General features: G+C 65.5%; 28 protein-coding genes. 2 read left to right on the plus strand and 26 right to left on the minus strand.

Annotation, left to right across the window (positions count from 1 at the left end):
- Positions 1 to 14: 14 nt before the first annotated feature.
- From rpsS to rpsJ, 6 genes are read right to left on the minus strand one after another with little or no spacing between them, the layout of a single operon-like run.
- Positions 15 to 296, minus strand: a complete 282-nt coding sequence (gene rpsS / locus AC5RWX_RS05105) for a 30S ribosomal protein S19 (RefSeq protein ID WP_074701289.1) — start codon at positions 294 to 296, stop codon at positions 15 to 17.
- A 12-nt stretch (positions 297 to 308) separates the two neighbouring features.
- Positions 309 to 1,148 carry a 50S ribosomal protein L2 gene (gene rplB / locus AC5RWX_RS05110; RefSeq protein ID WP_493941554.1) on the minus strand — a complete coding sequence of 280 codons (840 nt, stop codon included), beginning with the start codon at positions 1,146 to 1,148 and terminating at the stop codon, positions 309 to 311.
- A gap of 30 nt (positions 1,149 to 1,178) precedes the next feature.
- Positions 1,179 to 1,484 (minus strand): 50S ribosomal protein L23, encoded by a 306-nt coding sequence (gene rplW / locus AC5RWX_RS05115; RefSeq protein ID WP_493941555.1) that lies wholly within the window; start codon positions 1,482 to 1,484, stop codon positions 1,179 to 1,181.
- Positions 1,481 to 2,098, minus strand: a complete 618-nt coding sequence (gene rplD, locus AC5RWX_RS05120; protein ID WP_493941556.1) for a 50S ribosomal protein L4 — start codon at positions 2,096 to 2,098, stop codon at positions 1,481 to 1,483. The genes rplW and rplD overlap by 4 nt, the downstream gene beginning before the upstream one ends.
- 4 nt (positions 2,099 to 2,102) lie before the next feature.
- A complete protein-coding gene (gene rplC / locus AC5RWX_RS05125) occupies positions 2,103 to 2,756 on the minus strand; it encodes a 50S ribosomal protein L3 (RefSeq protein ID WP_493941557.1) in 654 nt (217 codons plus the stop codon).
- A gap of 16 nt (positions 2,757 to 2,772) precedes the next feature.
- A complete protein-coding gene (rpsJ, locus tag AC5RWX_RS05130; RefSeq protein WP_003803825.1) occupies positions 2,773 to 3,081 on the minus strand; it encodes a 30S ribosomal protein S10 in 309 nt (102 codons plus the stop codon).
- 522 nt (positions 3,082 to 3,603) lie between these two features.
- On the opposite strand from rpsJ, the gene AC5RWX_RS05135 reads away from it, so the two are divergent.
- Positions 3,604 to 5,133, plus strand: a complete 1,530-nt coding sequence (locus AC5RWX_RS05135) for a glycoside hydrolase family 1 protein (protein ID WP_494097047.1) — start codon at positions 3,604 to 3,606, stop codon at positions 5,131 to 5,133.
- Between the two features lie 26 nt (positions 5,134 to 5,159).
- Here the strand turns inward: AC5RWX_RS05135 and AC5RWX_RS05140 are convergent, their stop codons facing one another.
- Positions 5,160 to 5,294, minus strand: coding sequence for a hypothetical protein (locus AC5RWX_RS05140; protein WP_493940537.1), 135 nt, complete (start codon positions 5,292 to 5,294; stop codon positions 5,160 to 5,162).
- Between the two features lie 118 nt (positions 5,295 to 5,412).
- On the opposite strand from AC5RWX_RS05140, the gene AC5RWX_RS05145 reads away from it, so the two are divergent.
- On the plus strand, positions 5,413 to 5,793 hold the full coding sequence (locus tag AC5RWX_RS05145) for a VOC family protein (protein ID WP_493940538.1): 381 nt from the start codon (positions 5,413 to 5,415) through the stop codon (positions 5,791 to 5,793).
- A gap of 143 nt (positions 5,794 to 5,936) precedes the next feature.
- Here the strand turns inward: AC5RWX_RS05145 and tuf are convergent, their stop codons facing one another.
- The 19 genes from tuf to AC5RWX_RS05240 form a co-directional block, all read right to left on the minus strand.
- Positions 5,937 to 7,127 (minus strand): elongation factor Tu, encoded by a 1,191-nt coding sequence (gene tuf, locus AC5RWX_RS05150; protein WP_493940539.1) that lies wholly within the window; start codon positions 7,125 to 7,127, stop codon positions 5,937 to 5,939.
- 239 nt (positions 7,128 to 7,366) lie between these two features.
- Positions 7,367 to 9,481, minus strand: coding sequence for an elongation factor G (gene fusA, locus AC5RWX_RS05155; protein WP_493940540.1), 2,115 nt, complete (start codon positions 9,479 to 9,481; stop codon positions 7,367 to 7,369).
- Positions 9,482 to 9,545: 64 nt separating this feature from the next.
- Positions 9,546 to 10,016, minus strand: a complete 471-nt coding sequence (gene rpsG / locus AC5RWX_RS05160; protein WP_127511056.1) for a 30S ribosomal protein S7 — start codon at positions 10,014 to 10,016, stop codon at positions 9,546 to 9,548.
- Between the two features lies 1 nt (position 10,017).
- Positions 10,018 to 10,392 (minus strand): 30S ribosomal protein S12, encoded by a 375-nt coding sequence (rpsL, locus tag AC5RWX_RS05165; protein ID WP_127511055.1) that lies wholly within the window; start codon positions 10,390 to 10,392, stop codon positions 10,018 to 10,020.
- Between the two features lie 276 nt (positions 10,393 to 10,668).
- Positions 10,669 to 10,932 (minus strand): SGNH hydrolase domain-containing protein, encoded by a 264-nt coding sequence (locus tag AC5RWX_RS05170; protein WP_493940541.1) that lies wholly within the window; start codon positions 10,930 to 10,932, stop codon positions 10,669 to 10,671.
- A gap of 109 nt (positions 10,933 to 11,041) precedes the next feature.
- Positions 11,042 to 12,160 carry an LPXTG cell wall anchor domain-containing protein gene (locus AC5RWX_RS05175; RefSeq protein WP_493940542.1) on the minus strand — a complete coding sequence of 373 codons (1,119 nt, stop codon included), beginning with the start codon at positions 12,158 to 12,160 and terminating at the stop codon, positions 11,042 to 11,044.
- Positions 12,161 to 12,357: 197 nt separating this feature from the next.
- Positions 12,358 to 12,528, minus strand: a complete 171-nt coding sequence (locus tag AC5RWX_RS05180) for a hypothetical protein (protein ID WP_493940543.1) — start codon at positions 12,526 to 12,528, stop codon at positions 12,358 to 12,360.
- A gap of 1 nt (position 12,529) precedes the next feature.
- Positions 12,530 to 13,261 carry a class E sortase gene (locus tag AC5RWX_RS05185; protein WP_493940544.1) on the minus strand — a complete coding sequence of 244 codons (732 nt, stop codon included), beginning with the start codon at positions 13,259 to 13,261 and terminating at the stop codon, positions 12,530 to 12,532.
- 84 nt (positions 13,262 to 13,345) lie between these two features.
- Positions 13,346 to 14,137 (minus strand): IclR family transcriptional regulator domain-containing protein, encoded by a 792-nt coding sequence (locus AC5RWX_RS05190; protein WP_493940545.1) that lies wholly within the window; start codon positions 14,135 to 14,137, stop codon positions 13,346 to 13,348.
- A 25-nt stretch (positions 14,138 to 14,162) separates the two neighbouring features.
- Positions 14,163 to 14,807 (minus strand): 3-oxoacid CoA-transferase subunit B, encoded by a 645-nt coding sequence (locus tag AC5RWX_RS05195; protein WP_493940546.1) that lies wholly within the window; start codon positions 14,805 to 14,807, stop codon positions 14,163 to 14,165.
- Positions 14,807 to 15,493 carry a 3-oxoacid CoA-transferase subunit A gene (locus tag AC5RWX_RS05200; RefSeq protein ID WP_127511051.1) on the minus strand — a complete coding sequence of 229 codons (687 nt, stop codon included), beginning with the start codon at positions 15,491 to 15,493 and terminating at the stop codon, positions 14,807 to 14,809. Before AC5RWX_RS05200 ends, AC5RWX_RS05195 begins: the two co-directional genes overlap by 1 nt.
- A gap of 15 nt (positions 15,494 to 15,508) precedes the next feature.
- Positions 15,509 to 16,720, minus strand: a complete 1,212-nt coding sequence (locus tag AC5RWX_RS05205) for a thiolase family protein (RefSeq protein WP_494097048.1) — start codon at positions 16,718 to 16,720, stop codon at positions 15,509 to 15,511.
- A gap of 215 nt (positions 16,721 to 16,935) precedes the next feature.
- Complete coding sequence (gene pcaC / locus AC5RWX_RS05210) at positions 16,936 to 17,394, minus strand: 4-carboxymuconolactone decarboxylase (protein WP_493940548.1); 459 nt, start codon at positions 17,392 to 17,394, stop codon at positions 16,936 to 16,938.
- A 14-nt stretch (positions 17,395 to 17,408) separates the two neighbouring features.
- Positions 17,409 to 18,203, minus strand: a complete 795-nt coding sequence (locus AC5RWX_RS05215; protein WP_493940549.1) for an alpha/beta fold hydrolase — start codon at positions 18,201 to 18,203, stop codon at positions 17,409 to 17,411.
- The gene (locus tag AC5RWX_RS05220) at positions 18,200 to 19,678 is read right to left on the minus strand and encodes a lyase family protein (protein ID WP_493940550.1); all 1,479 of its coding nucleotides are present in this window, start codon (positions 19,676 to 19,678) and stop codon (positions 18,200 to 18,202) included. Before AC5RWX_RS05220 ends, AC5RWX_RS05215 begins: the two co-directional genes overlap by 4 nt.
- Before the next feature lie 6 nt (positions 19,679 to 19,684).
- Positions 19,685 to 20,257 carry a protocatechuate 3,4-dioxygenase subunit alpha gene (pcaG, locus tag AC5RWX_RS05225; protein ID WP_493940551.1) on the minus strand — a complete coding sequence of 191 codons (573 nt, stop codon included), beginning with the start codon at positions 20,255 to 20,257 and terminating at the stop codon, positions 19,685 to 19,687.
- The gene (gene pcaH, locus AC5RWX_RS05230; RefSeq protein WP_493940552.1) at positions 20,257 to 21,102 is read right to left on the minus strand and encodes a protocatechuate 3,4-dioxygenase subunit beta; all 846 of its coding nucleotides are present in this window, start codon (positions 21,100 to 21,102) and stop codon (positions 20,257 to 20,259) included. Before pcaH ends, pcaG begins: the two co-directional genes overlap by 1 nt.
- 79 nt (positions 21,103 to 21,181) lie before the next feature.
- Positions 21,182 to 22,369: a 4-hydroxybenzoate 3-monooxygenase gene (locus AC5RWX_RS05235; protein WP_493940553.1), complete on the minus strand. Its 1,188-nt coding sequence runs from the start codon at positions 22,367 to 22,369 to the stop codon at positions 21,182 to 21,184.
- Between the two features lie 177 nt (positions 22,370 to 22,546).
- A complete protein-coding gene (locus AC5RWX_RS05240; RefSeq protein WP_493940554.1) occupies positions 22,547 to 23,302 on the minus strand; it encodes an IclR family transcriptional regulator in 756 nt (251 codons plus the stop codon).
- Between the last annotated feature and the right edge of the window lie 160 nt (positions 23,303 to 23,462).

The raw sequence follows: 23,462 nt of genomic DNA on the forward strand, positions 1-23,462 counted from the left end.
CGTAAGAGCAGCGCCTAGCGGCGCTTGCCCTTGCGGTCGTCCTTCACATGGCCGCGGAAAGTCCGCGTCGGGGCGAATTCGCCGAGCTTGTGCCCGACCATCGACTCAGTGACAAACACCGGGATGTGCTTGCGTCCGTCGTGTACGGCAATCGTGTGCCCGAGCATGTCGGGGACGATCATCGAACGGCGGGACCACGTCTTGATGACGTTCTTGGTGCCCTTTTCGTTCTCTGCAGCGACCTTCACGAAGAGGTGCTGATCGACGAAGGGGCCTTTCTTCAGGCTGCGTGGCATGTTCCCAGGCTCCTATCGCTTGTTCTTGCCAGTACGACGGCGACGCACAATCAGGCGGTCGCTTTCCTTGTTCGGGCGGCGGGTGCGGCCCTCGGGCTTGCCGTTCGGGTTGACCGGGTGACGGCCACCGGAGGTCTTGCCCTCGCCACCACCGTGCGGGTGGTCGATCGGGTTCATGGCCACACCGCGGACGGTCGGGCGGACGCCCTTCCAGCGCATACGGCCGGCCTTGCCCCAGCTGATGTTGGACTGCTCGGCGTTGCCAACCTCGCCGACGGTTGCGCGGCAGCGCACGTCAACGTTGCGGATTTCGCCGGAGGGCAGACGGAGCTGGCCGTACTTGCCTTCCTTGGCTACCAGCTGCACGGAGGCGCCGGCAGAGCGGGCCATCTTGGCACCGCCGCCCGGACGCAGCTCCACAGCGTGGATCACAGTACCAACGGGGATGTTGCGCAGCGGCAGGTTGTTGCCCGGCTTGATGTCGGCGCTGGCGCCGGCCTCAACGGTGTCTCCCTGCTTCAGCTTGGCCGGAGCCAGGATGTAGCGCTTGGTGCCATCAACGTAGTGCAGCAGAGCGATCCGCGCGGTGCGGTTCGGGTCATACTCGATGTGAGCGACCTTGGCGGGCACGCCGTCCTTGTCGTGGCGACGGAAGTCGATCAGACGGTACTGGCGCTTGTGTCCGCCGCCCTTGTGGCGGGTGGTGATCTTGCCGGAGTTGTTACGGCCGCCGGACTTGGTCAGCGGACGCAGCAACGACTTTTCCGGTGTCGACCGCGTGATTTCGGCAAAGTCGGCTACGCTCGAGCCGCGACGGCCCGGGGTAGTCGGCTTGTATTTACGGATTCCCATAGTTCAATTCCTCGTTAAAGTGGTCTCCGCTTAAGAAAGCGGACCGCCGAAGATGTCGATTGTGCCTTCCTTCAGGGTGACAATGGCGCGCTTGGTGTCCTTGCGCTGTCCCCATCCGAACTTGGTCCGCTTGCGCTTACCGGCACGGTTGATGGTGTTGATCGAGTCGACCTTGACGGAGAAAATCTTCTCCACGGCCAGCTTGATCTCGGTCTTGTTCGAGCGCGGGTCGACCAGGAAGGTGTACTTACCTTCGTCGATCAGGCCGTAGCTCTTTTCCGAAACGACGGGAGCAAGGATCACGTCGCGGGGATCTTTAGTGGTGGTCGCGCTCACTTGGCGTCCTCCTTGGCAGTTGCTTTAGCTGCGACGAACGCGTCGTAGGCGGCCTTGGTGAAGACCACGTCATCGGAAACCAGCACGTCGTAGGTGTTCAGCTGATCCACGTAAATGGTGTGAACATCCTCGATGTTGCGCAGGCTCAGGGCCGCAACATCGTTGGCGCGCTCGATGACTACGAGCAGGTTCTTGCGTTCGGTGATGGCGCGCAGGGCCTCGGTGGCGGCCTTGGTGGACGGCTTCTCGCCGGCAACCAGGGTCTCCAGGACGTGGATGCGGCCGTTGCGTGCCCGGTCGGACAGGGCGCCGCGCAGGGCAGCTGCCTTCATCTTCTTGGGGGTGCGCTGGCTGTAGTCGCGCGGGGTCGGGCCGTGCACCACGCCGCCGCCGGTCATGTGCGGAGCGCGGATCGAACCCTGACGGGCGCGGCCGGTGCCCTTCTGCTTGAACGGCTTGCGGCCGGCACCGGAAACCTCGGCGCGGGTCTTGGTCTTGTGGGTTCCCTGACGGGCAGCAGCGAGCTGTGCGACGACGACCTGGTGCAGCAGCGGCACGTTGGTCTGGACGTCGAAGATCTCTGCAGGCAGGTCAACCTTGAGCGTGTTAGCCATTGAACTAGGCTCCCTTCACAGCGGAACGGACGAGAACGACCGAGCCGCGGGCACCGGGAACGGCACCCTTGATCAAGAGCAACGAGTTCTCGGTATCCACGGCGTGAACGGTCAGGTTCAGCGTGGTCTGTTGGACGGCGCCCATGCGGCCGGCCATGCGCTGGCCGCGGAACACGCGGCCCGGAGTGGACGCGCCACCGATGGAACCGGGCTTGCGGTGGTTCTTGTGCGCGCCGTGCGAGGCGCTCACACCGGCGAAGCCGTGACGCTTCATGACACCGGCGAAGCCCTTGCCCTTGGTGGTTCCGACGACGTCGACCTTCTGGCCGGCTTCGAACAACTCCACGGAGAGTTCCTGGCCCAGCTCGTAAGAGTCGGCATCGGAGGTACGCAGCTCGACCACGTGGCGGCGCGGGGTAACCCCGGCCTTCTCGAAGTGGCCGGCCAGCGGCTTGGTCACCTTGCGCGGGTCGATCTGGCCGAAACCGATCTGAACGGCGGTGTAGCCGTCGACGTCCGCAGAGCGCAGCTGGGTGATGACGTTGGAGTCAGCCTTGACGACGGTGACCGGGATGAGCCGGTTGTCCTCGTCCCAGACCTGGGTCATGCCGAGCTTGGTGCCCAGCAGGCCTTTGACTTGGCGTGTAGTGGTAGACATATGAATCCGCACTCCCCTACAGCTTGATTTCGATGTTCACGTCCGCCGGCAGGTCGAGACGCATCAGCGAATCGACGGCCTTCGGCGTGGGATCGATAATGTCGATCAGCCGCTTGTGGGTGCGCATTTCAAAGTGCTCCCGGCTGTCCTTGTACTTGTGCGGCGACCGGATAACGCAGTAAACGTTCTTCTCGGTGGGCAGCGGCACGGGGCCCACTACCGTTGCGCCTGCACGCGTGACCGTCTCAACGATCTTCCGTGCTGAAACATCAATGACCTCATGGTCATATGACTTCAGACGGATGCGGATTTTCTGTCCCGCCATGGCGTCTCCGCTCTCTTTCTCAGTGCTGCTCTGTGGACTTTCTTCCTGTGCGCCCCGGTGGCCGTCTCCGGCGTGTCTGGCGCTCCTCCAGCAGACTGAATCCGGATGAATCCGGGTTCCTCACCCTGCTGAGGCTCCGACCCCCGCGGTCGGGCGTGTCGCGAACATTATGCGCACTCCGCCCGCTCAAAATGGAGGGTGGGTTATATTTGGGCTTTCCGGTCTGTGGAGCCTGACCCTGCCCCGGGCATTATCCCGGGCGGGACACAGCTTCGCACAAAGACATGCAAAAGCGCTTGAACAACTCGTCTAGTGTGGCAGACTTTGGCCTCGATTGCGAATCGAGGCCGCCGGCATCGCCGATGCCCGGGATGAGATCGCCCCGCCCTGGTGAGCAGGGCGGGCTATGGCGTGCTCCGGCAGGCGGTGCGATGCTGGTGCCTACCCGCTCCGGCGGAACCGGGCACTAAACGGCACCTGCGTTCTGGGCGGGACCAGTGTTTAAAGGGAGGATAAGCGCGAATGGCAGTGGGCAGCGAGCATCTGGCGGCGTTGATACCGTCAGACTTTACCCTGGGTGTGGCGACCGCGGCGTTCCAGATCGAGGGCGCCGTGGCCGAAGACGGGCGCGGACCGTCCGGCTGGGATGCCTTCACCCATGAACCGGGACGGATCGCCGGTGGCGCTACGGCGGATACCGCCTGCGACCACTACCATCGGATGCCGCAGGATGTGGCACTGCTGGCCGAGCTGGGCGTGGACTCGTACCGCTTTTCACTGTCCTGGCCGCGCATCCAGCCCGGCGGGCAGGGGCCGGTCAACCAGCGGGGCATCGACTTCTACGACCGTCTGCTGGATGAGTTGCTGGCGCGGGGCATTTCCCCGATGTGCACGCTCTATCACTGGGACACGCCGCTGCCGCTCGAGCATGCCGGCGGCTGGCTGAACCGGGACACCGCCTACCGGTTCGCTGATTTCGCCGCCATCGCCGCAGAAAGGTTCGGCGACCGGGTGGACCGCTGGGTCACCATTAATGAACCGACGACCGTCACCCTTAACGGTTACGGTCTGGGCGTCCACGCGCCGGGGCAGGCCGGGCTGTTCGATGCGCTGCCGGCGGCGCACCATCTCATCCTGGCGCACGGGCTCGGCCTCTCGGCGCTGCGGGCCGGCGGCATCGCGGGCGAGGCCGGCATCACCAACGTCTACTCCCCCGTGGTCGGCGCCAAGGACGGGCTGGCACACGATGTGCTGGTGGAACTGTTCGACGTGCTGCACAACAAAATGTTCTCCGATCCGGTGCTGCTGGGCCGCTACCCCGGCTTCAATCCGGTGCTCAAGCCCTTCCTGCAGTACCTGCGGGAGATCCCGGACGAGGACCTGGCCGTGATGAGCCAGCCGCTCGATTTCTACGGCTTGAACTATTATTTCCCCACCCGGATCGGCATCGGCCCTGGTCCGTCGACCGGCCCGGACTCGGTTCCGGACGGGCTGCCCGAGCCGCTTATGGAGCAGGGCGCGGAACTGCCGTTCCATCTGGCCGGTTGGCCCGGCTATGCGCGAACCGAGTTCGGCTGGCCGGTGGCGCCGGACTATCTGCCGGTGGCCTTGACCCAGATGGCGGAGCGCTATCCAGACCTGCCCCCGGTGTACATCACCGAGGGCGGTGCCAGCTTCAGGGATGTGGTGGTCCCAGATGCGCTCACGAACGAACCGTCCGTGGCGGACGTGCGGCGGGTGGACTACCTGGCCCAGCATCTTGAAGCTGCTCTGACCGCCACGGCACCCGGCGGTCCCGCCGCGGGCATCGACCTGCGCGGCTATTACGTCTGGACGTTGATGGACAACTTCGAATGGGCGGCCGGGTACAGCCAGCGATTCGGTCTGGTCTACGTGGACTTTGCCACCCAGCAGCGGATTCGCAAGTCCTCATTCCATTGGCTGCAAGACCTGGCCGCCCGCCGCCGTCGTGATACCGGCGTCCGCACCGCCGCCGCGCCGGCGCTCTCCGCGCCCGCGGAGAGCACACCCACGGCCAGCGCGCCCGCGTAAAGCGACCAGCCGTACACCTGATCTTGCTACTGTCTGCCGTTCGCGCGCCGGATGCGTCGGACGCGGTCCAGTTCATGGCGGAAGTACCGCCTGCCCCAGAAGACCGCCCCGACCACTGCGGCGATCAGGCCGATGATGATCCACACGATGAGCCATTCCATGGTTCCGATCCTAGCGTCCGGGCGGCAAATTTCGTGGTGTTCCACCAGATTCAAGGCCGGCGGTCAGGACTATTCTGGGAACTGTCCACCGCAGATGCTCCCAGGAGGCTGAAACGCCATGCTCAGCACCACCACCATGACGACGGTCCTGCCCGTGAAGGACATGGACCGGGCGCGCGCGTTCTACCAGGACTCCCTCGGCTTGAAGCCCGCGGGATCCAATGGAGACGATTCGATGATGTTTTCCAGCGGCGGATCCACCGCCCTAGAACTCATCGTCCGGCCCGAGGCAGATACTTCGGACCACACTTCGGTCAGTTTCGAAGTGTCCGATCTGGAATCCGAGATGTCCGAGCTGGCCGGCAAGGGCATCCACTTCGAGGATTACGACCTGCCCGGCCTGAAGACCGAGAACCATATCGCCGTCAGCGAGCACCAGCGCTGCGCGTGGTTCCCGGATTCGGAAGGCAACATTCTCTGCCTGCACCAGAACATCTGATCCGCACAGCGACTCCCCCCTGCGCGCGGTCAATCCGCGGCAAGCTGCACCGCCGTCGTGATTAAAAGAAGAACCCCCGCCATCGTCAGACGGCAGGGGTTCTCCTGATTCTGGCCGGAAACTCCGGTCAGCAGATCACAAAGTTACTTGGTGATCTTGGTGACGCGGCCCGAACCAACGGTGCGGCCGCCTTCACGGATAGCGAAGCCGAGGCCCTCTTCCATAGCGATCGGCTGGATGAGCTCAACGGTCATCTCAGTGTTGTCGCCCGGCATGACCATTTCGGTGCCTTCCGGCAGCGTGATAACGCCGGTCACGTCGGTGGTGCGGAAGTAGAACTGCGGACGGTAGTTCGAGTAGAACGGGTTGTGGCGGCCGCCTTCATCCTTGGACAGGATGTAGACGTTGGCCTCGAAGTCGGTGTGCGGGGTGATCGAACCCGGCTTCACGATAACCTGGCCGCGCTCCACGTCTTCGCGCTTGATACCGCGCAGCAGCAGACCACAGTTCTCGCCTGCCCATGCTTCGTCGAGCTGCTTGTGGAACATCTCGATACCGGTAACGGTGGTCTTCTGGACCGGGCGGATGCCGACGATCTCGACCTCGGAGTTGATGGCGAGGGTACCGCGCTCGGCGCGGCCGGTCACCACGGTGCCGCGGCCGGTGATGGTGAAGACGTCTTCAACCGGCATCAGGAACGGCTTGTCCTTGTCGCGGACCGGGTCCGGAATGTACTCGTCAACGGCGTCCATCAGGTCCTCAACGGACTTGACCCACTGGGCGTCGCCTTCCAGGGCCTTCAGGCCGGAAGTGCGGATGACCGGTGCGTTGTCGCCATCGAATTCCTGCGAGCTGAGCAGCTCACGGACTTCCATCTCGACCAGGTCGAGCAGTTCCTCGTCCTCAACCATGTCCGACTTGTTCAGGGCCACCAGCAGCGTCGGAACGCCAACCTGGCGGGCCAGCAGAACGTGCTCGCGGGTCTGGGCCATCGGGCCGTCAGTCGCGGCAACCACCAGGATTGCGCCGTCCATCTGGGCGGCACCGGTGATCATGTTCTTGATGTAGTCGGCGTGGCCGGGGGCGTCCACGTGTGCGTAGTGGCGCTTCTCGGTCTGGTACTCGACGTGCGAGATGTTGATGGTGATACCGCGCTGACGCTCTTCCGGGGCAGAGTCGATAGCTGCGAAGTCACGCTGCTCGTTGAGATCGGGGTACTTGTCAGCAAGCACCTTGGAAATGGCAGCGGTCAACGTGGTCTTACCGTGGTCAACGTGACCGATGGTGCCAATGTTGACGTGCGGCTTAGTCCGCTCGAACTTTGCCTTCGCCACGGGTTCCTCCTAGAACGTTTTGAGAAGAATTGCTCTCCGGACGCGATTGTCACGGCCGAAACTTGAACAAGTCTACTTCGGGCTTTTGTATTTGGTGAAATTACTGGTTCCGTCAGGTACCGGCAAAAGGATTGCGCGGTTCCCGCCGAGGGGTTGTGCCGGCGGCCGACTGTGTTGCGTGGCCGGCCGCCTGCACGGGGATGCCGGGTCCTTACGGATAAGGACCCGCCACCATGGTTTTACTCGCCGCGCGTCTTCTGGATGATCTCGTCGGCAACAGCCTTCGGGACCTCAGAGTAGCTTTCGAACTGCATCGAGTACACCGCACGGCCCTGCGTCTTGGAACGCAGGTCGCCGATGTAGCCGAACATCTCGGAAAGCGGAACGTTAGCGCGCACAACCTTCACGCCACTAGCGTCCTCCATGGACTGGATCTGTCCACGGCGGGAGTTCAGGTCGCCGATCACGTCGCCCATGTATTCCTCAGGGGTACGTACTTCGACGGCCATCAGCGGCTCGAGCAGGACCGGGTTGGCGCGGCGTGCGCCTTCCTTGAAGACCTGGGAACCAGCGATCTTGAAGGCCATTTCCGAAGAGTCGACGTCGTGGTATGCGCCGTCGAGCAGGATGGCCTTGACGCCGACCAGCGGGTAGCCGGCCAGCACACCGAGCTGCATGGCATCCTGGATGCCAGCGTCGACCGAGGGGATGTATTCGCGCGGAATACGGCCACCGGTGACCTTGTTCTCGAACTCGTAGAAGGTGCCGTCGGAGGTGTCCAGCGGTTCGAAGGAAACCTGAACCTTTGCGAACTGGCCGGATCCACCCGTCTGCTTCTTGTGGGTGAAGTCGACCTTTTCGACAGCCTTCTTGATGGTTTCACGGTAGGCAACCTGGGGCTTGCCCACGTTGGCCTCGACCTTGAATTCGCGGCGCATGCGGTCCACCAGGATGTCCAGGTGCAGCTCGCCCATGCCGCCGATTTCGGTCTGGCCGGTCTCTTCGTTCAGCGAAACGGTGAACGTCGGGTCCTCGGCGGAGAGCTTCTGGATCGCCGTGGAGAGCTTCTCCTGGTCGCCCTTGGTCTTCGGCTCGATGGCCACGAAGATCACCGGCTCCGGGAAGGACATGGACTCGAGCACGATGGGTGCGTCGACGGCCGACAGGGTGTCGCCGGTGGTGGTGTCCTTCAGGCCGATCACCGCGTAGATGTGGCCTGCGTGCACCTCTTCCACCGGGTTTTCCTTGTTGGCGTGCATCTGGAACAGCTTTCCGATGCGCTCCTTCTTGCCCTTGGTGGTGTTCAGCAACTGCGTGCCGGAAGTGGCCTTACCGGAGTAGACGCGGATGAACGTCAGCTGGCCGAAGAACGGGTGCGCAGCAACCTTGAACGCCAGAGCGGAGAACGGCTCGTCCTCGCTCGGCTTGCGGGTCAGCTCGATTTCCTCGTTCTTGGGATCGTGACCGATCATCGACGGGACGTCGACCGGCGACGGCAGGTAATCGATGACGGCGTCCAGCATCGGCTGCACGCCGCGGTTCTTGAACGCGGAACCACAGAAGACCGGGTAGATCTCCGAGTTGACGACCATCTTGCGGATGCCGGCCTTCAGCTCGTCGATCGAGATCTCTTCGCCTTCGAGGTACTTCTCCATGAGCTCGTCCGAGGACTCGGACACGGTCTCAACGAGCTGCGCGCGGTATTCCTCGGCCTTGGCCTGCAGGTCCGCGGGGATCTCCCGGGTCTCGTAGGCAGCACCCATGGTGACGTCGCCCTTGGCGTCGCCTTCCCATACCAGTGCCTTCATGGTCATCAGGTCGACGACGCCGATGAAGTCGTTCTCGGAGCCGATCGGCAGCTGCATGACCAGCGGCTTGGCGCCCAGGCGCTTGATGATGGTGTCTACCGTGAAGTAGAAGTCAGCACCGAGCTTGTCCATCTTGTTGACGAAGCAGATACGCGGAACTTCGTACTTGTCGGCCTGGCGCCACACAGTCTCCGACTGCGGCTCCACGCCTTCCTTACCATCGAAGACAGCAACGGCACCGTCGAGGACGCGCAGCGAACGCTCCACCTCCACAGTGAAGTCCACGTGGCCCGGGGTGTCGATGATGTTGATCTGGTTCTGGTTCCAGAAGCAAGTCACCGCGGCGGAGGTGATGGTGATGCCGCGTTCCTTTTCCTGTTCCATCCAGTCAGTGGTCGACGCACCGTCGTGAGTTTCGCCGAGCTTGTGGTTCACACCCGTGTAGAACAGGATGCGTTCGGTAGTGGTGGTCTTGCCGGCATCGATGTGGGCCATGATGCCGATATTGCGGACCTTCGTGAGGTCGGTTAGCACGTCCAGTGCCACAATGTCTCCCTTTGTAGGTGAGGGGTACGACGACGGCGGTTGGCGCCGTCGTCGTACCGGCTCTTTACCAGCGGTAGTGGGCGAAGGCCTTGTTGGACTCAGCCATCTTGTGGGTATCTTCGCGACGCTTCACAGCGGCACCGAGACCGTTCGACGCATCCAGAATCTCGTTCATCAGACGCTCGGTCATCGTCTTCTCGCGGCGGGCCTTCGAGTAGCCGACCAGCCAGCGCAGGGCCAGCGCCGTGGCGCGGCCCGGCTTGACCTCAACCGGAACCTGGTAGGTGGCGCCGCCGACGCGGCGGGACCGGACCTCCAGGGTCGGACGGACGTTGTCCATGGCCTTCTTCAGGGCGGCAACGGGATCGCCGCCGGACTTGGCCTTGACACCGTCGAGGGCACCGTAAACGATGCGCTCTGCGGTGGACTTCTTGCCGTCAACGAGAACCTTGTTGATCAGCTGGGTCACCAGCGGGGAACCGTGGACGGGATCTACAACTAGCGGCCGCTTGGGGGCCGGACCCTTGCGAGGCATATTACTTCTTCTCCATCTTCGCGCCGTAGCGGCTGCGAGCCTGCTTGCGGTTCTTGACGCCCTGGGTGTCAAGCGCGCCGCGAACGATCTTGTAGCGGACGCCGGGCAGGTCCTTCACACGGCCGCCGCGCACCAGCACGATGGAGTGTTCCTGCAGGTTGTGGCCTACACCGGGGATGTAAGCAGTTACTTCGATGCCGCCGGCGAGCTTGACGCGGGCTACCTTGCGGAGCGCAGAGTTCGGCTTCTTCGGGGTGGTGGTGTAAACGCGGGTGCAAACGCCGCGCTTCATCGGGCTGCCCTTCAGGGCAGGCGCCTTGGTCTTATTGACCTTGGGTGAGCGGCCCTTGCGGACCAGCTGGTTAATCGTAGGCACTTTCGTGTTCTCCGTTTTTCTTGGGCTTTGCCCCGCCTCACTTGCAGGGCCAGGCACTGTCGGTCGTCTTCGCACCCGCTGCCGAATTGAAGCGACCGTAGGCGTGCAAAAGTGTGGCATTCTCCGCGCAAGAACCCCGCGGACCGGAAACAGGCCCCGTCCCGGTTTGATTCGGAACGGCCTTCATCCACTGCCACACAAAACAATCGAAGAAAAGTCTATCAGAGAATCTCGCCGCCGGAGGACGGGCCCCGGAAAGAGCTGCCCGCACGGCGTTCAGTGCCCCATCGCCGGCAGCAGGCAGGCTTCCAGCGGCTCGGCCAGCGTCTTCATGTAGGTGCCGCTCAAGTGGTTCAAGTCCCGGTACACCAGGACGTTGCCGATCACCGCCGGGCAAGTCTCCCGGTCACAGAAGCGGGAGGACAGGTCAACGGCCGTGGTACGCGGGGCGAGCGCCGCTCCACCGTCTAATCGCTGTGCCTGATGGCGCTCCCCCGCCTGTGCGTGCTGCTGCTCCGCCGCCGCCGGCGCACCACGCACACGGAAAGCAGCACCAGCAGCGGCCAGAGCAGGTAGAACTGCTCCTCGACGGCGATGACCAGCAGGGCCGCGGGCAGGATGCGCCAGATGCGGGCCGCAGGCGGCTACCTCAGGCGCTTCGGCGCCGCCACTGGATGAGGGCCGAGCCGAGCACCAACAGTCCCGCTCCGCCGGCGGTCAGCCAGCCGGTGCCGACCGCACCCGTCTCTGCCAGGGCACTGGCGGGGACAGCCACCGGCAGCACGTCCGACGGTGCTTCTGGAACGGGCTTCCCGGCGGGAACAGGCTGCCCGGCGGGAACTTCGGTCGGGCGGACCGGGGTGGCGCCTGGTGCCGGTTCCTTGACCGGTTGCGCGGGCTCGTCAACGACCGGCCACCCGCCCACATCGCCGGGCCATTCACCGATTCCTTCGAACAGTTCGTACAACCAGAGGATGAGTTCCTCCCCGGCTGCCGGATCGGAGGCACTCATTTCGCGGATCATGGCGGCCAGCCCGTCAAGATCGCCCGCCAAAAGGTAGTCCAGCATCAGGTCCACGAGGTAGGTCATCCCCTCGGACTCGAGCACGAAGTCGATATTCTCCTCCACCCAGCGCATGACGGTCTCCTCATCGCTGGCGGCGATGTCATCCGGGATGTTGAAGTCGCTATGGGTTAGAGTGCGTCCGCCCACCACAATGGGCTCGACCAGAGCGGGTTTGGGCGCTGGAGGAGCAACGGGTGCGGGCGCAGCCTCCGGAACCGGCTCCGCTGCAGGAGCAGCCACTTCGGCGACGGATACCGGGGGCTTATTCTGCGTTGCCGGAGGCGGAGTGGACTGCCCGGCCACACCGCCGTCGGCACCCGCCGGTGCTTCACCACCCGTGCCGGACAACGCCGGGGCCTTGGCCCCTTCGGTTTCGCCCGGCGCCACGCCGGCGTCTTCCGCAGGGGGCACCTCGACCAGCACTTCGATCACGGCGTCCGCCAAAGCTTCTTCAGACTCGGCCGGAACCGGCGCGGGAGCGGGCATTTCTTCAGCCGGAGCGCTTGTGAGCGTGGGGGCGGCTTCAGAGGCGGCCGGCCCGACGACGTCAGACTCCGAGTCAGCCGCGGAGAAGATTTCTCCGCGAACGGGTGCCTGGGGATCGATTGGGTCCTGGCTGCCTGCGTGGGCGGGAACGGCCCCGAAGGCGAAGGCGGCGGCAACAGTGCCGGTGAGCAGCGCAGAGCGCAGTCGTGGTGTCACGTAGATTTCCTGTCCCCAACTCGGCTGTGCTGGCAGGGCGGATTACGCGCCGATCCGATCACTTCGGTGCCCTGACAGGCCCGGCATTTACCGGACCTGTCAGAAATATAAATGATCCAGGACACATCCCGTTAACCGACACGATGCAGTCCGCACGAAACGCACTTAGGCCCCGCTCCGCCCTGCCCTCCCCGGTGTTATCCCGGTTCCTGGCTGAGCGTGGCCTCGCCCTCCAGCAGACCGAGGGAACTGATCCACGGAAAGACGAACTCCAAGAGCACCAGGACGGCCGCCGCGAGGAGCATGAACGACAGCAGGATCCTTACGCCGAGCGGGCCGGGCAGGGTGCGGAAAATCCAGGAGTACATCTCAGGCTCCGCTCTGCGCGGCCACCAGGCGCGCGATTTCGCCCGGTGGTCCCGCGTCGGCGGGACGCCATGATTCCAGCGCGGCGTAGGCGATGTAACGCTCCTTGTCCCCGAACCTCGGATGACAGGTTGTCAGCGTCATCACCGGTCTGATTGGTTCGGCCCCGGGCTTTTCCGGTACGGGAAGCAGCACATCCGTCCGGTCTGGCGTCACGATGGTGTACTCCTCGAAGACGTAACTGAAGTAGCCGTCCGCGGTGCGCACATGAATTCGGTCTCCGGGCTGGAGCGTATCGATCTTGTCAAGGACCTTCCCGTAGGTCTGGCGATGGCCTGCCACCGCGAAGTTTCCCCTCTCGCCCGGCATCGCGGCGCCGGCGTACATGCCCAGTCCCAGCGAGTCGAGGATTTCGGGACCGACTCCCATGGAGACCGGCACGGAGAAGTCATCGCCGAAGCGCGGGATGTACACAATGCCAAACGTCTCCCCGTCTGCAGGCGGCTCGCCCGGCCGGGGCTCGCCGAAGTCATTGGCGGCGGACCGCTCTGCGGGATCCGCGAATTGCCGGGACATCGCCATGACCGCGCCCTGCTGTGCTGCCCGGGCGTCGAGGTTGGTCCACCAGAGCTGCCAAACGACGTAGAGGAGGACGATGCCGCCAATGGTCACGAGCAGTTCTCCCGCGACGCCGGAGGCGGACCGAAGCCGGCCCACGGCTTTGCGTGCTCCCATGTGCGCGGTCCTCCCTGAAGGAACTGGTAGGTGCGTGTTCGCCCACAGTCCGCAAGTGGCGGAGTGAGCGTCCTGGTGTGTGGCCTACTGCTGCGCGCGCAGGGCGTCGGTGATCTTGGCCGAGGCCGCCCGCAACTTGGGCAGGGCCTCAGCGAGCACCGCGTCCACATCACGGGTGCCGTCCGCCAGCGAAGCCTGCATCGACATGTTCAGCGCGGCGGCTACGGTGCCGTCCGGATGCAGGATCGGCACCGCCACCGAGCTCAGGCCGATCTCCAGCTCCTGGTCCACCAGGGACCAGCCTTGGCTGCGGACTTTGTCCAGCTCCGCCCGCAGTTCCACCGGGTCGGCGATGGTCCGGGGCGTCAGCTGCTCCAGCTTGGTGGAGGCCAGGCGCTCCTCCAGCTCCTCGGTCGGCAAGCCGGCCAGCAGCACCCGGCCCATGGACGTGGCGTAGGCGGGGAACCGTGTGCCCACCATGATCCCCACGGTCATGATCCGGCGGGTGTGGATGCGAGCGATGTAAACAATTTCGTCGCCGTCGAGAATCGAGGCGGAGGTGGATTCGTGCAGGTCGGCGGAAAGTTCCTCCAGCAATGGCTGCACCAGCTGGGGCAGACTCTGCCCGGCAAGGTAGGAATACCCCAGCTGGAGCACCAATGCGGTGAGCTCGAAGACGCGGCCGTCGGTGCGCACATACCCCAAATCCACCAGGGTGTGCAGGAACCGCCGCGCCGTGGCGCGGGTCAGGCCGGTCCGTTTGGAGACCTCGCTGAGCGTCATGGTGACGTTGTCGGCGTCGAACGCCCTGATCACGGTCAATCCGCGGGCCAGTGACTGGACGAACTGATCGCCAGGCGTTTTGGTCTCGGTCATGGTTCCTTCGAGCTGTACGTGGGTTTTACTCGGTGGGCGGAAGCAGCTTGATGTCCATCTTGGACTGCAGCTCTTCCAGCGTGGTACCGAATGTCTCGCGCACCCGGACACCTTCCGGCGTCAGCAGGAAGACCGCGTCATTAGTGTATACGCGGGTGACGCAGCCCACGCCCGTGAGCGGATAGCTGCACTCGGGCACCAGTTTGGGCGTGCCGTCCTTGGCGAACAGCGACATCATCACGTAGACGTCCTTGGCGCCGGTGGCCAGGTCCATCGCGCCGCCGACGGCGGGGATGGCATCCGGGGCGCCGGTGTGCCAGTTCGCCAAATCACCGGTGGCGGAGACCTGGAACGCGCCGAGCACGCAAACGTCCAGATGGCCGCCACGCATCATGGCGAAGGAGTCTGCATGGTGGAAGTAGGACGCCCCCGGCACTTCGGTGACCGGCACCTTGCCCGCATTGATCAGGTCCTGGTCGATCTGGTCGCCGTGCGCCTCCGGGCCCATCCCCAGCATGCCGTTCTCGGTGTGCAGCGTAATGTCCTGTTCGGCGGTCAGGTAGTTCGACACGGAGGTCGGCTGGCCGATGCCGAGGTTGACGAAGGAACCGGGCTGGATGTCCTTCGCGACCAGCCTGGCCAGGTCCTCGCGGCTGAGTTTCTCGCTCACTAGTGTGCCTCTCCTTCTGCGGCCTGCGGCGCAATTTCGACGACGGTGTCCACGTAGATGCCCGGGGTCACGATGACTTCGGGATCCAGCTGCCCGGTCTCCACGATGCCGGAGACCTGGACGATGCTTTTCTTGGCGGCGGCGGCCATGATCGGTCCGAAGTTCCGGGCGGTCTTGCGGTAGACCAGGTTGCCCTTCTTGTCCGAGGTCAGCGCCTTGATCAGTGCCACGTCGCCGTAGATCGGGGACTCGAGCACGTAGCCCTTGCCGTCGATCATGCGGGTTTCCTTGCCCTCGGCCAGCATGGTGCCGTAGCCGGTGGGCGTGAAGAAGCCGCCGATGCCGGCGCCGGCCGCCCGGATGCGCTCGGCGAGGTTGCCCTGCGGCACCAGTTCCAGTTCGATTTCACCGGCGCGGTAAGCGGTGTCGAAGTGCCAGGAATCCGACTGGCGCGGGAACGAGCAGATGATCTTCTTGACCCGGCGCTCTTTGATCAGCAGCGCCAAGCCGGCGTCGGCCTGGCCGGCGTTGTTGTTCACCACGGTTAGGTCCGTGGCACCGCAGTCCATCAGCGCGTCGATCAGTTCCATCGGCTGGCCGGCGTTGCCGAAGCCGCCGATCAAAACGGTGGCGCCGTCCTGGATACCGGCGACGGCATCCTGGGCAGTAGCAGCAAATTTTGCCATGCGGGGCTTACCTCCTTAGTTCTTGGTTGAGTTGACGTTTTCCAGCACGACGGCGAGGCCTTGGCCCACGCCGATGCAGATCGCGGCCACGCCCCAGCGCTCGCCCGACTCCTGCAGCCGGCGTGCCAGCGTGCCGAGGATGCGGATGCCCGAAGCGCCCAGCGGGTGGCCGATGGCCACGGCGCCGCCCCAGGCGTTCACGATGGCCGGATCGATGTCCCAGTTGTCGATGCAGGCCAGCGACTGGGCGGCAAAGGCTTCATTGAGCTCGACGGCGGCGACATCAGACCAACTGATGCCGGCCCGGCGGACGGCCTGGTTGGCGGCCTCGACCGGCGCGAAACCGAAGAACTGCGGCTCCAGCGCGGAGGCGCCGCGGCCGGCGATCCTGGCCAGCGGCTCGGTTCCCAGCAGCCCGGCGGCAGCCTCGCTGCCGAGCCACGCCGCGGACGCGCCGTCGTTCAGCGGCGAGGCGTTGCCGGCCGTGACCGTGCCGCCCTCGGGGCCGTCGGCAACCGGCCGGAAGACGGTCTTCAACCCGGCCAGCACGTCGACGGTGCTGGTGGGGCGGATGGATTCGTCGCGGGTCAGGTCGGTGCCCGGAACCTGCACCACCATCGAGTCGTATTTGCCCTCGTTCCAGGCGGCGTCGGCCAGGCGGTGCGAGGCAGCGGCAAACTCGTCCTGCCGCGCCCGGGTGACGCCGTGACGTTCGCGCAGCTGCTCGGTGGCCTCGCCCAGGGAGACGGTCCACTCCTGCGGCATCTTCTTGTTCACCAGCCGCCAGCCCAGCGTGGTGGACGCCATGGTCATGTTGCCCGCCGGGTAGGGCTTCTCGGTCTTCGGCAGCACCCACGGCGCACGGCTCATTGATTCGACGCCGCCGATCAGCACCAGGTCGCCTTCGCCGGCGTTGATCTGGCGGGAACCGATGATCGCGGCGTCCAGGCTGGAGCCGCACAGCCGGTTCACCGTGGTGCCCGGAATGGAGGTCGGCAGGCCGGCCAGCAGCGTGGCCATCCGCGCGACGTTGCGGTTCTCTTCGCCGGCGCCGTTGGCGTTGCCGAAGATCACCTCATCGATGCGCTCCGGGTCCAGGCCCGGCGCGCGGGCAACTTCCGCCTTGACCACTTCGGCAGCCAGGTCGTCGGGCCGGACGCCGGCCAGCCCGCCGCCGAACTTGCCGAACGGGGTGCGGACGGCGTCATACAAATATGCCTGGTTCATTCGAGGCTCCTTTGTGGCGCACTTCTGGCGTGCGCCGTGGGTTACAGCAAACGGCCCGGTCCAGCGCTGTGGCTGGACCGGACCGCTCCATAGACATGATGGGGATCCGCGCAGAAACCCCTCCGGGCCGGCGTCACCGGGCCCTAAACAGGCCCGGTGAACATTCGTTCTATCCCAGAAGTGTTCGCTTCACGAACGCATGTACGTTATATGAACTATATCGAGGCGCTGTGATCCTCGTCAAGGCTGGCGAAAACGCCCTTGGCCACCTTAAACGCCACGTTTGCGTCCGGCACGCCGCAGTAGATCGCCGACTGCAGCACCACTTCCTTGATCTCATCCCGGGTCATGCCGTTGGTCAGCGCCGCGCGGACGTGCATGGCGAATTCCTCCCAGTGGCCCTTGGCGATCATCGCGGTCAGCGTAATGGCGCTCCGCGTGGTGCGCGGCAGCCCCTCGCGGGTCCAGATGGTCCCCCAGGCGTAGCGGGTGATCAGTTCCTGGAAATCCTGGGTGAACTCGTCGATCGAACTGTTCGCGCGGTCCACGTGCGCATCGCCCAGGACCTGTCGGCGAACGGCCATGCCGTCGTCGTAGACCTCCTGCTGGGTCTTGGCAGGATCGAAGGTGCGGTTCTCGCTCACGGCGGGTACTCCTTGGCTAGTTTCAGTCATCGGTGCGGCTGGGTTCAGGCAGCCAGGAAGAAGTTGCGCAGCAGCGCCGCGGTTTCTTCGGGCGCTTCGGCGGGCGCCTGGTGGGCAGCGACATCGACGACGGCGGAGCTGCCCGTGCGCACTCCGGCGGCCACTGCTTTGGCGAACTCGGGCGGGCAGACTTCATCCGCACCGCCGGCAATGGCGATCACCGGGGTGCTGATCTCGCCGAGCCGTTCGCGGACGTCAAAGCCGGCCAAGGCCTCGCAGCAGTGCGCGTAGGCGAAGCGGTCGGCGTTCTGCAGTGTGTGCAGCAGCCGCGTGGTGCGTTCGGAATGCTTCTCGATGAAGCCCGGCGCGAACCAGCGCTGCGCTGAGCCGGCCACCATGGTGGGCGTACCGGCTTTGCGCACGGTCTCCGCGCGCTCCAGCCAGGCGGCCGGCTCGCCGATTTTGGCGGCGGAGCACACCACGCCGAGTCCGGCGAAGCGGTCCGGGTAGTCCAGGCCCAGCTGCAGTGCCAGTTCGCCGGCCATTGAGACGCCGGCGAAGTAGACCTTGGCTTCGGCGTGGATGTCGCCGGCCGCGGCCAGCTTGTCCAGCATGGCTACCACGCCCTCGGCGAGTTCGGCCATCGTGAACGGCTCGGTCGAGGCGGGGCTGGCCCCGTGGCCGGGCAGGTCCACCCCCACTACCTGGAAGTCCTGGAGGTACGGTACGGCATCGGTCCAGAGCGCCTTGGCTCCGGTGCCCAGGCCGGCGCCGGCCAACAGCACGGGCTTGCCTTTGCCCTCGGACAGCAAGGTGGGGGTGATGTCGGGAACGCTCACGAATGGCTCCATTCTGCATAGTGGGAAGTGATCCGGTCGATCAGTTCGCTGCTCTGGCCGATATAGCCAGCCGGATCCAGCAGTTCGGCCAGCGCCGCATCGCTCAATTCGTCGACGGGCACCGCCTCGCGCAGCAGCTGCGCCAATGCGCCCTGGTTGGCCAGCGATTGGTTGACCAGGCTCTGGACCTTGGTCTTGCCGGTGCCCGGGGATCCGCCGTCTAGCAACGGAGCCACGGTGGCCATGATCCGTTCGCTGACCACCAGGTCCCCGGTGAGGGCGAGGTTGCGGCGCATCCGTTCCGGACTGACCACCAGGCCCTCGGAAAGTTCGGCCAGCTTGGCGGCTGCCCCGCCGGCCAGCCGGAGCAGCTGGCGCAACGCCTGCCACTCCACGTGCCAGGAGCCGTCCGGCCGCTCGTCGATGGCGCCGGCGGCCGCGGCCTGGATCTGGGCCAGATGCCCGGGCCCGGCCAGTGCGGCGCTGCGGATCAGCACGGACAGCACCGGGTTCTGCTTCTGCGGCATCGCCGAGGAACCGCCACGGCCCTCGGCGGCCGGCTCGGAGACTTCGCCCAGCTCGGGCCGGCTGAGCAACAGCACGTCGTTGGCGACCTTCCCGGTGGCGGCCAGCACATCGGCCAGCGCCGCCGCCAGTTCGGTGACCGGCAGCCGGTTGGTTTGCCACGGCGCCACCGGGTCGGCCAGCCCCAGCCGGTCGGCGAGGCGGGCCGCCAAGGCCAGCGCACCGCCGTCGTCATTCGGAGCTACGGCGTGTGCCGCGGTGCTGGCGGAAGCTTCGCCGTGCGCCGCGGTCTGGCCCACACGCTGGGCGGGCCGGCGGGCCAGGTCGGTCAGCGCGGCCATGGTGCCGGCCGCCCCGCCCCACTGAAGCGGCAGGCTGCCGGCCACCTGCTCCAGCCGGACACCGGCCTGGGCCACACCGGAGAGCCAGTTCGCGGCCTTGAGCCCGAACGTGGAGGGCAGCGAATGCTGGGTCAGCGTCCGGGCCACCGTGATGGTGCCGCGGTGTTCGTCCGCCTGCCGTGCCAGCGCTGCGGCGGCGGACTTTAGGTCGGTGACAATGCCGGCCAGCGCGCGGCGCGCCATCAGCATCATCGCGCTGTCCAGGATGTCCTGGCTGGTGGCACCCTTGTGGATCGCCGAGGCGGCGGCCGGATCGTGCTTCTTGGTTTCCGCGCGCAGGTCGGCAAGCAGCGGGATGACCGGGTTGCCCCCGCCTTGGGCTCGCTCTGCCAGCGCCGCCGCGTCGTAGAGGTCGGCCCGCGAGGCCTGCTCGACGGCCGGAACGGCGTCCGCGGGCACCAGGCCGGCGTCGGCCAGCACGCGCGTCCATTCGAGCTCCACGTCGAGCATGGCTTGGATGAATTGGTAGTCGCTGGTTAAACGGGATGCTGCTGTCCCGGCCGAAGCCGGAGACAGCAGCCCGAAATCAGCGTGGTCCGCTAAATTCATGGATCCCTAGATCCCCGGGTAGCTCAGGAAGACGGTTTCGTCTTCACCCTGCAGCCGGATGTCGAAGCGCAGGTCGCCGTTCGGCTCGCGTTCGGCGATCAGGGTCTTCCGCCGCTCTTCCGGCAGCGAGGACAGCAGCGGGTCATTTGCCAGCGCCTCGGTGTCCTCCGGCAGGTAGATCCGGGTAAACAGCCGGTTCAGCAGGCCGCGGGCAAAGACCACCAGGGAGATGAACGGTGCCTTGCCCTGCTCGGTGGCGCCCGGGTTGACCGTGGTGAAGGTGTAGTGGCCAACGTTGTCCACGGCCACCCGGCCGAAGCCGGTGAAGGTGTGGTCGTCGCGGACCAGCGAGCCGGTTTCCCGGGAGATCTGTCCGTGTTCGTCGGCCTGCCAGATCTCCAGCATGGAGTCCGGGATCGGGCTGCCGTTGCCGTCCGTCACCACGCCGTGCAGCCGGATGGATCCGGGGTGCGCGCGGTGGACCAGCTGGCTGTCCTTCTCGTAAGGCAGCGCGAAGCCGTAGAACGGACCGATGGTCTGGCCCGGGGTGGCTACCAGTTTGGTGGTGGATTCGTTCATCAGTGCTCCTCGCCTTCTTCCATCCAGGTGCGGTTGCTGCCGGAGAGGACGATGTCCCAGCGGTAGCCGGTGTTCCATTCATGGCTGGTCACCGAATGGTCGTACGTGGCGACCAGGCGGTCGCGCGCATCCTGGTCGGTGATCGCCTGGTAGATCGGATCCAGCGGGAACAGCGGATCGCCCGGGAAGTACATCTGGGTGATCATCCGCTGGGTGAAGTCGGTGCCGAACAGCGAGAAGTGGATATGCGCCGGACGCCAGGCGTTGTGGTGGTTCTTCCACGGGTACGGGGCCGGCTTGATGGTGGTGAACTTGTATTCGCCGTTAGGGCCGGTGATGCAGCGGCCCACGCCGGTGAAGTTCGGGTCGATCGGCGCCGGGTGCTGGTCGCGCTTGTGCACGTAGCGGCCGGCCGCGTTGGCCTGCCAGATTTCCACCAGCTGGTTGCGCACCGGGCGGCCGTCGCCGTCGAGCACGCGGCCCTGCACAACAATCCGCTCGCCGAGCGGTTCGCCGTTGTGCTGGATGGTCAGGTCCGACTCCAGGATGTGCACGTCCCGCTCGCCGAAGGCCGGGCTCCACAGCTCGATGGTCTCCGGATCCGCGTGGTGCAGGTCCTTGGTGGGGTGGCGCAGCAGCGAGGAACGGTAGGGCGCAAAGTCGATGCGCGGCTGCGTTTCCTGCGCTTCGCCGGCTTCCACGCCCTTGCGGTAGGCCTCGTGGATGTCGGTGATTTCCTGGCTGATCTGGTCCTGCGAATCCGCGGTGGCGGCAGGATCCAGCAGGTGGCTGTCGTCAAACGTCTCGGCGTCGAAAGCCTCGTCCTGAGCAGTAGCGTCGCTCATCGAGAACTCCTTTCTGTTTTACGGGTCTAGCAGTTCGGGGTTTACGGGCCTGCCTTGGGTTCACGCGGCAGGCGGTGGGTTACTTGTGCGGCCAGCCGGTGTAGGACTCGGCCAGGTACTGCTGGCCGAAGCGGGATCCGGTCACGGTGGCCAGTTCGCCCAGGGCACGCTTGGCTTCGAACGGCGAGGCGTCCTTGCGGGTGTGCAGCATGCTGGTCATCCAGTAGGAGAAGTTCTGCGCCTTCCAGACCCGCTGCAGTGCCAGGTCCGAGTAGCCCTCCAGCAGCGCGTCGCTGCCGGTGGTGTAGAACGAATCGATGGCTTCGAACAGCACCTTGACGTCGGCGAAGGCCAGGTTCAGTCCCTTGGCGCCGGTCGGCGGCACGGTGTGTCCGGCGTCGCCGGCCAGGAACATGCGTCCATGCGACAGCGGTTCGCGGACGAAGGACCGGAAAGCCAGCACGGTCTTGTCGAAAATCGGGCCCTGCTTCAGCTCGAAGCCGTCGGGTCCGTCCACCCGCTTCTGCAGTTCGGCCCAGATCCGGTCCTCGCTCCAGTCGTCCACGTTCTCGGTCGGGTCGCACTGGAAGTACATCCGCTGGACGGTCTCGCTGCGCTGGGAGATCAGCGCGAAGCCGTGCGGGGAGTTGGCGTAGATGAGTTCGGGCGCGCTCTTCGGGGCCTCGGTCAGGATGCCGAACCACGCGAACGGGTACTCGATCTTGTAGTCCTGCTCCCCCTTCACCGCGCGGCGGCAGAAACTGCGGGAGCCGTCGGCACCGACCAGGATGTCGCAGTGCACCTCGAAAGCGGTGCCGTCCTTGTCGGTGAAGCGGAACTTGGGCGTCGTGGTCTCCAGGTCAAGCACCTCGGTGACCTCGGCCTCGTAACGCACGTCGCCGCCGTCGCGCTTGCGGGCCGCGGCCAGGTCGACGAAGACCTCGTTCTGCGCGTACAGCGTCACCGTGGCGTCCACCAGGTCCTTGAAGTCCAGCGGGTGCGATTCGCCGTTGAAGCGCAGGTCGATGCCCTCATGCTCGTCGCCCTCGGTGAGCACCCGGCCGTCAACGCCGGTGTCGGTGAGCATCTTGACCGAGCCCGCCTCCAGGATGCCGGCACGGTGCGTGTTGCGGATGGTCTCGTGATCGCGCGATTCCACCACAATGTTGTCAATGCCCTGCTTGGCCAGCAGGTGGCTGAGCATCAGGCCGGCCGGTCCGCCGCCGACGATGCCGACCTTGGTCTTGATGATGTGCGCCTGCGCCATAAGTAAGTCTCCTGAAGCCGTAGTGGTCACGTCTTGATCCAGTGTGACCCGGCCGACAAGCCTAATGCGCCCGCGTTCTCATTGAATGAGAATTACGACGTCGGTGCTGCGGTCCGCCAAGTGGTGCGTCCCCCAGTGCGGGGCCCCCTCGGTACCATCCGGCGCTCCCCGGTCTTATCAGGGCAGCGCCACTCCCATCGCGCGGGAGATGCCGCGCGCCGCGGTCATCAGCGCCGGGACCACGGCGTTGAAGTTCTCGAAGCCCAGTGGCACCACAACGCCGAGGGCTGCCACCGGCCAGCCGGCGGGCCCCGCCACCGGGACGGCCACGCCGGTGGTGTCCACATCTATGCGCCCGTCGAACGTGGCATAGCCACGCTTGCGGATGTCAGCCAGGTGCCGGCGCAGGTCGAAGGAGACCGAGTCCCCGGAGGTGACGGCTTCCGGGTGGCGGGAGAGATAGGCCTCCTGGACGTGGTTCGGCGAATTGGCCAGCAGCACCATGCCCATCGAGGTGCGGTGGACCGGCATGCGGCCGGCGATCTGCGCCTGGTTGACCACCGAGCCACGGCTGGAGAGCCGCTCGATCACCAGGACTTCGTCATCGCGCAGCACCGCCAGCTGGGTGTGCTGGCGCACCACCGACTGAATGTCCTCCATGAACGGCATCGCAGCCTGCCGCAGGTCCACGGCCGGCGAACTCCGGTTGGCTAGTTCCCACAGCCGGAGGCCCAACCGGATCTCGCCGGTGCCTTCCTTGGTCAGCAGCCCGTGCCTCGAGAGCTCGTCCACCAGCCGGTAGGTCGTTGCCAGCGGCACATCCGCGCGGCGGGACAAGGTGGCGACGTTCATTGCCGGCTTGTCCGGCTCAAACGCCGACAGGATGCGCACCAGCCGGTCCAGCATCGAGTCTCCGGACGGGGAATTGGCCATGCTCCTAGGTTCTCACGCCGGACGCGAGGGTACGCGGGCGGGTGGGACATCCACGCCGGCTGGTTGTCTCACCCGCTGCTTAAACGCAACCGCCTCCCGCTGCCCCGGTATCGGGGAGCAGGAGGCGGTTCAGTGCTTCACGCCAGGGCGCGGGAGCGCC

This window comes from Arthrobacter sp. SPT-J7 (genome assembly GCF_059089965.1).

What these genes read in the sequence shown, in the direction of transcription:
- rpsS (WP_074701289.1), bottom strand. Translation starts at nt 296, where the DNA reads ATGCCACGCAGCCTGAAGAAAGGCCCCTTCGTCGATCAGCACCTCTTC.
- rplB (WP_493941554.1), bottom strand. Translation starts at nt 1,148, where the DNA reads ATGGGAATCCGTAAATACAAGCCGACTACCCCGGGCCGTCGCGGCTCG.
- rplD (WP_493941556.1), bottom strand. Translation starts at nt 2,098, where the DNA reads ATGGCTAACACGCTCAAGGTTGACCTGCCTGCAGAGATCTTCGACGTC.
- rplC (WP_493941557.1), bottom strand. Translation starts at nt 2,756, where the DNA reads ATGTCTACCACTACACGCCAAGTCAAAGGCCTGCTGGGCACCAAGCTC.
- rpsJ (WP_003803825.1), bottom strand. Translation starts at nt 3,081, where the DNA reads ATGGCGGGACAGAAAATCCGCATCCGTCTGAAGTCATATGACCATGAG.
- AC5RWX_RS05135 (WP_494097047.1), top strand. Translation starts at nt 3,604, where the DNA reads ATGGCAGTGGGCAGCGAGCATCTGGCGGCGTTGATACCGTCAGACTTT.
- AC5RWX_RS05140 (WP_493940537.1), bottom strand. Translation starts at nt 5,294, where the DNA reads ATGGAATGGCTCATCGTGTGGATCATCATCGGCCTGATCGCCGCAGTG.
- AC5RWX_RS05145 (WP_493940538.1), top strand. Translation starts at nt 5,413, where the DNA reads ATGCTCAGCACCACCACCATGACGACGGTCCTGCCCGTGAAGGACATG.
- rpsG (WP_127511056.1), bottom strand. Translation starts at nt 10,016, where the DNA reads ATGCCTCGCAAGGGTCCGGCCCCCAAGCGGCCGCTAGTTGTAGATCCC.
- AC5RWX_RS05180 (WP_493940543.1), bottom strand. Translation starts at nt 12,528, where the DNA reads ATGTACTCCTGGATTTTCCGCACCCTGCCCGGCCCGCTCGGCGTAAGG.
- AC5RWX_RS05185 (WP_493940544.1), bottom strand. Translation starts at nt 13,261, where the DNA reads ATGGGAGCACGCAAAGCCGTGGGCCGGCTTCGGTCCGCCTCCGGCGTC.
- AC5RWX_RS05190 (WP_493940545.1), bottom strand. Translation starts at nt 14,137, where the DNA reads ATGACCGAGACCAAAACGCCTGGCGATCAGTTCGTCCAGTCACTGGCC.
- AC5RWX_RS05200 (WP_127511051.1), bottom strand. Translation starts at nt 15,493, where the DNA reads ATGGCAAAATTTGCTGCTACTGCCCAGGATGCCGTCGCCGGTATCCAG.
- AC5RWX_RS05205 (WP_494097048.1), bottom strand. Translation starts at nt 16,720, where the DNA reads ATGAACCAGGCATATTTGTATGACGCCGTCCGCACCCCGTTCGGCAAG.
- pcaC (WP_493940548.1), bottom strand. Translation starts at nt 17,394, where the DNA reads ATGACTGAAACTAGCCAAGGAGTACCCGCCGTGAGCGAGAACCGCACC.
- AC5RWX_RS05220 (WP_493940550.1), bottom strand. Translation starts at nt 19,678, where the DNA reads ATGAATTTAGCGGACCACGCTGATTTCGGGCTGCTGTCTCCGGCTTCG.
- pcaG (WP_493940551.1), bottom strand. Translation starts at nt 20,257, where the DNA reads ATGAACGAATCCACCACCAAACTGGTAGCCACCCCGGGCCAGACCATC.
- pcaH (WP_493940552.1), bottom strand. Translation starts at nt 21,102, where the DNA reads ATGAGCGACGCTACTGCTCAGGACGAGGCTTTCGACGCCGAGACGTTT.
- AC5RWX_RS05235 (WP_493940553.1), bottom strand. Translation starts at nt 22,369, where the DNA reads ATGGCGCAGGCGCACATCATCAAGACCAAGGTCGGCATCGTCGGCGGC.
- AC5RWX_RS05240 (WP_493940554.1), bottom strand. Translation starts at nt 23,302, where the DNA reads ATGGCCAATTCCCCGTCCGGAGACTCGATGCTGGACCGGCTGGTGCGC.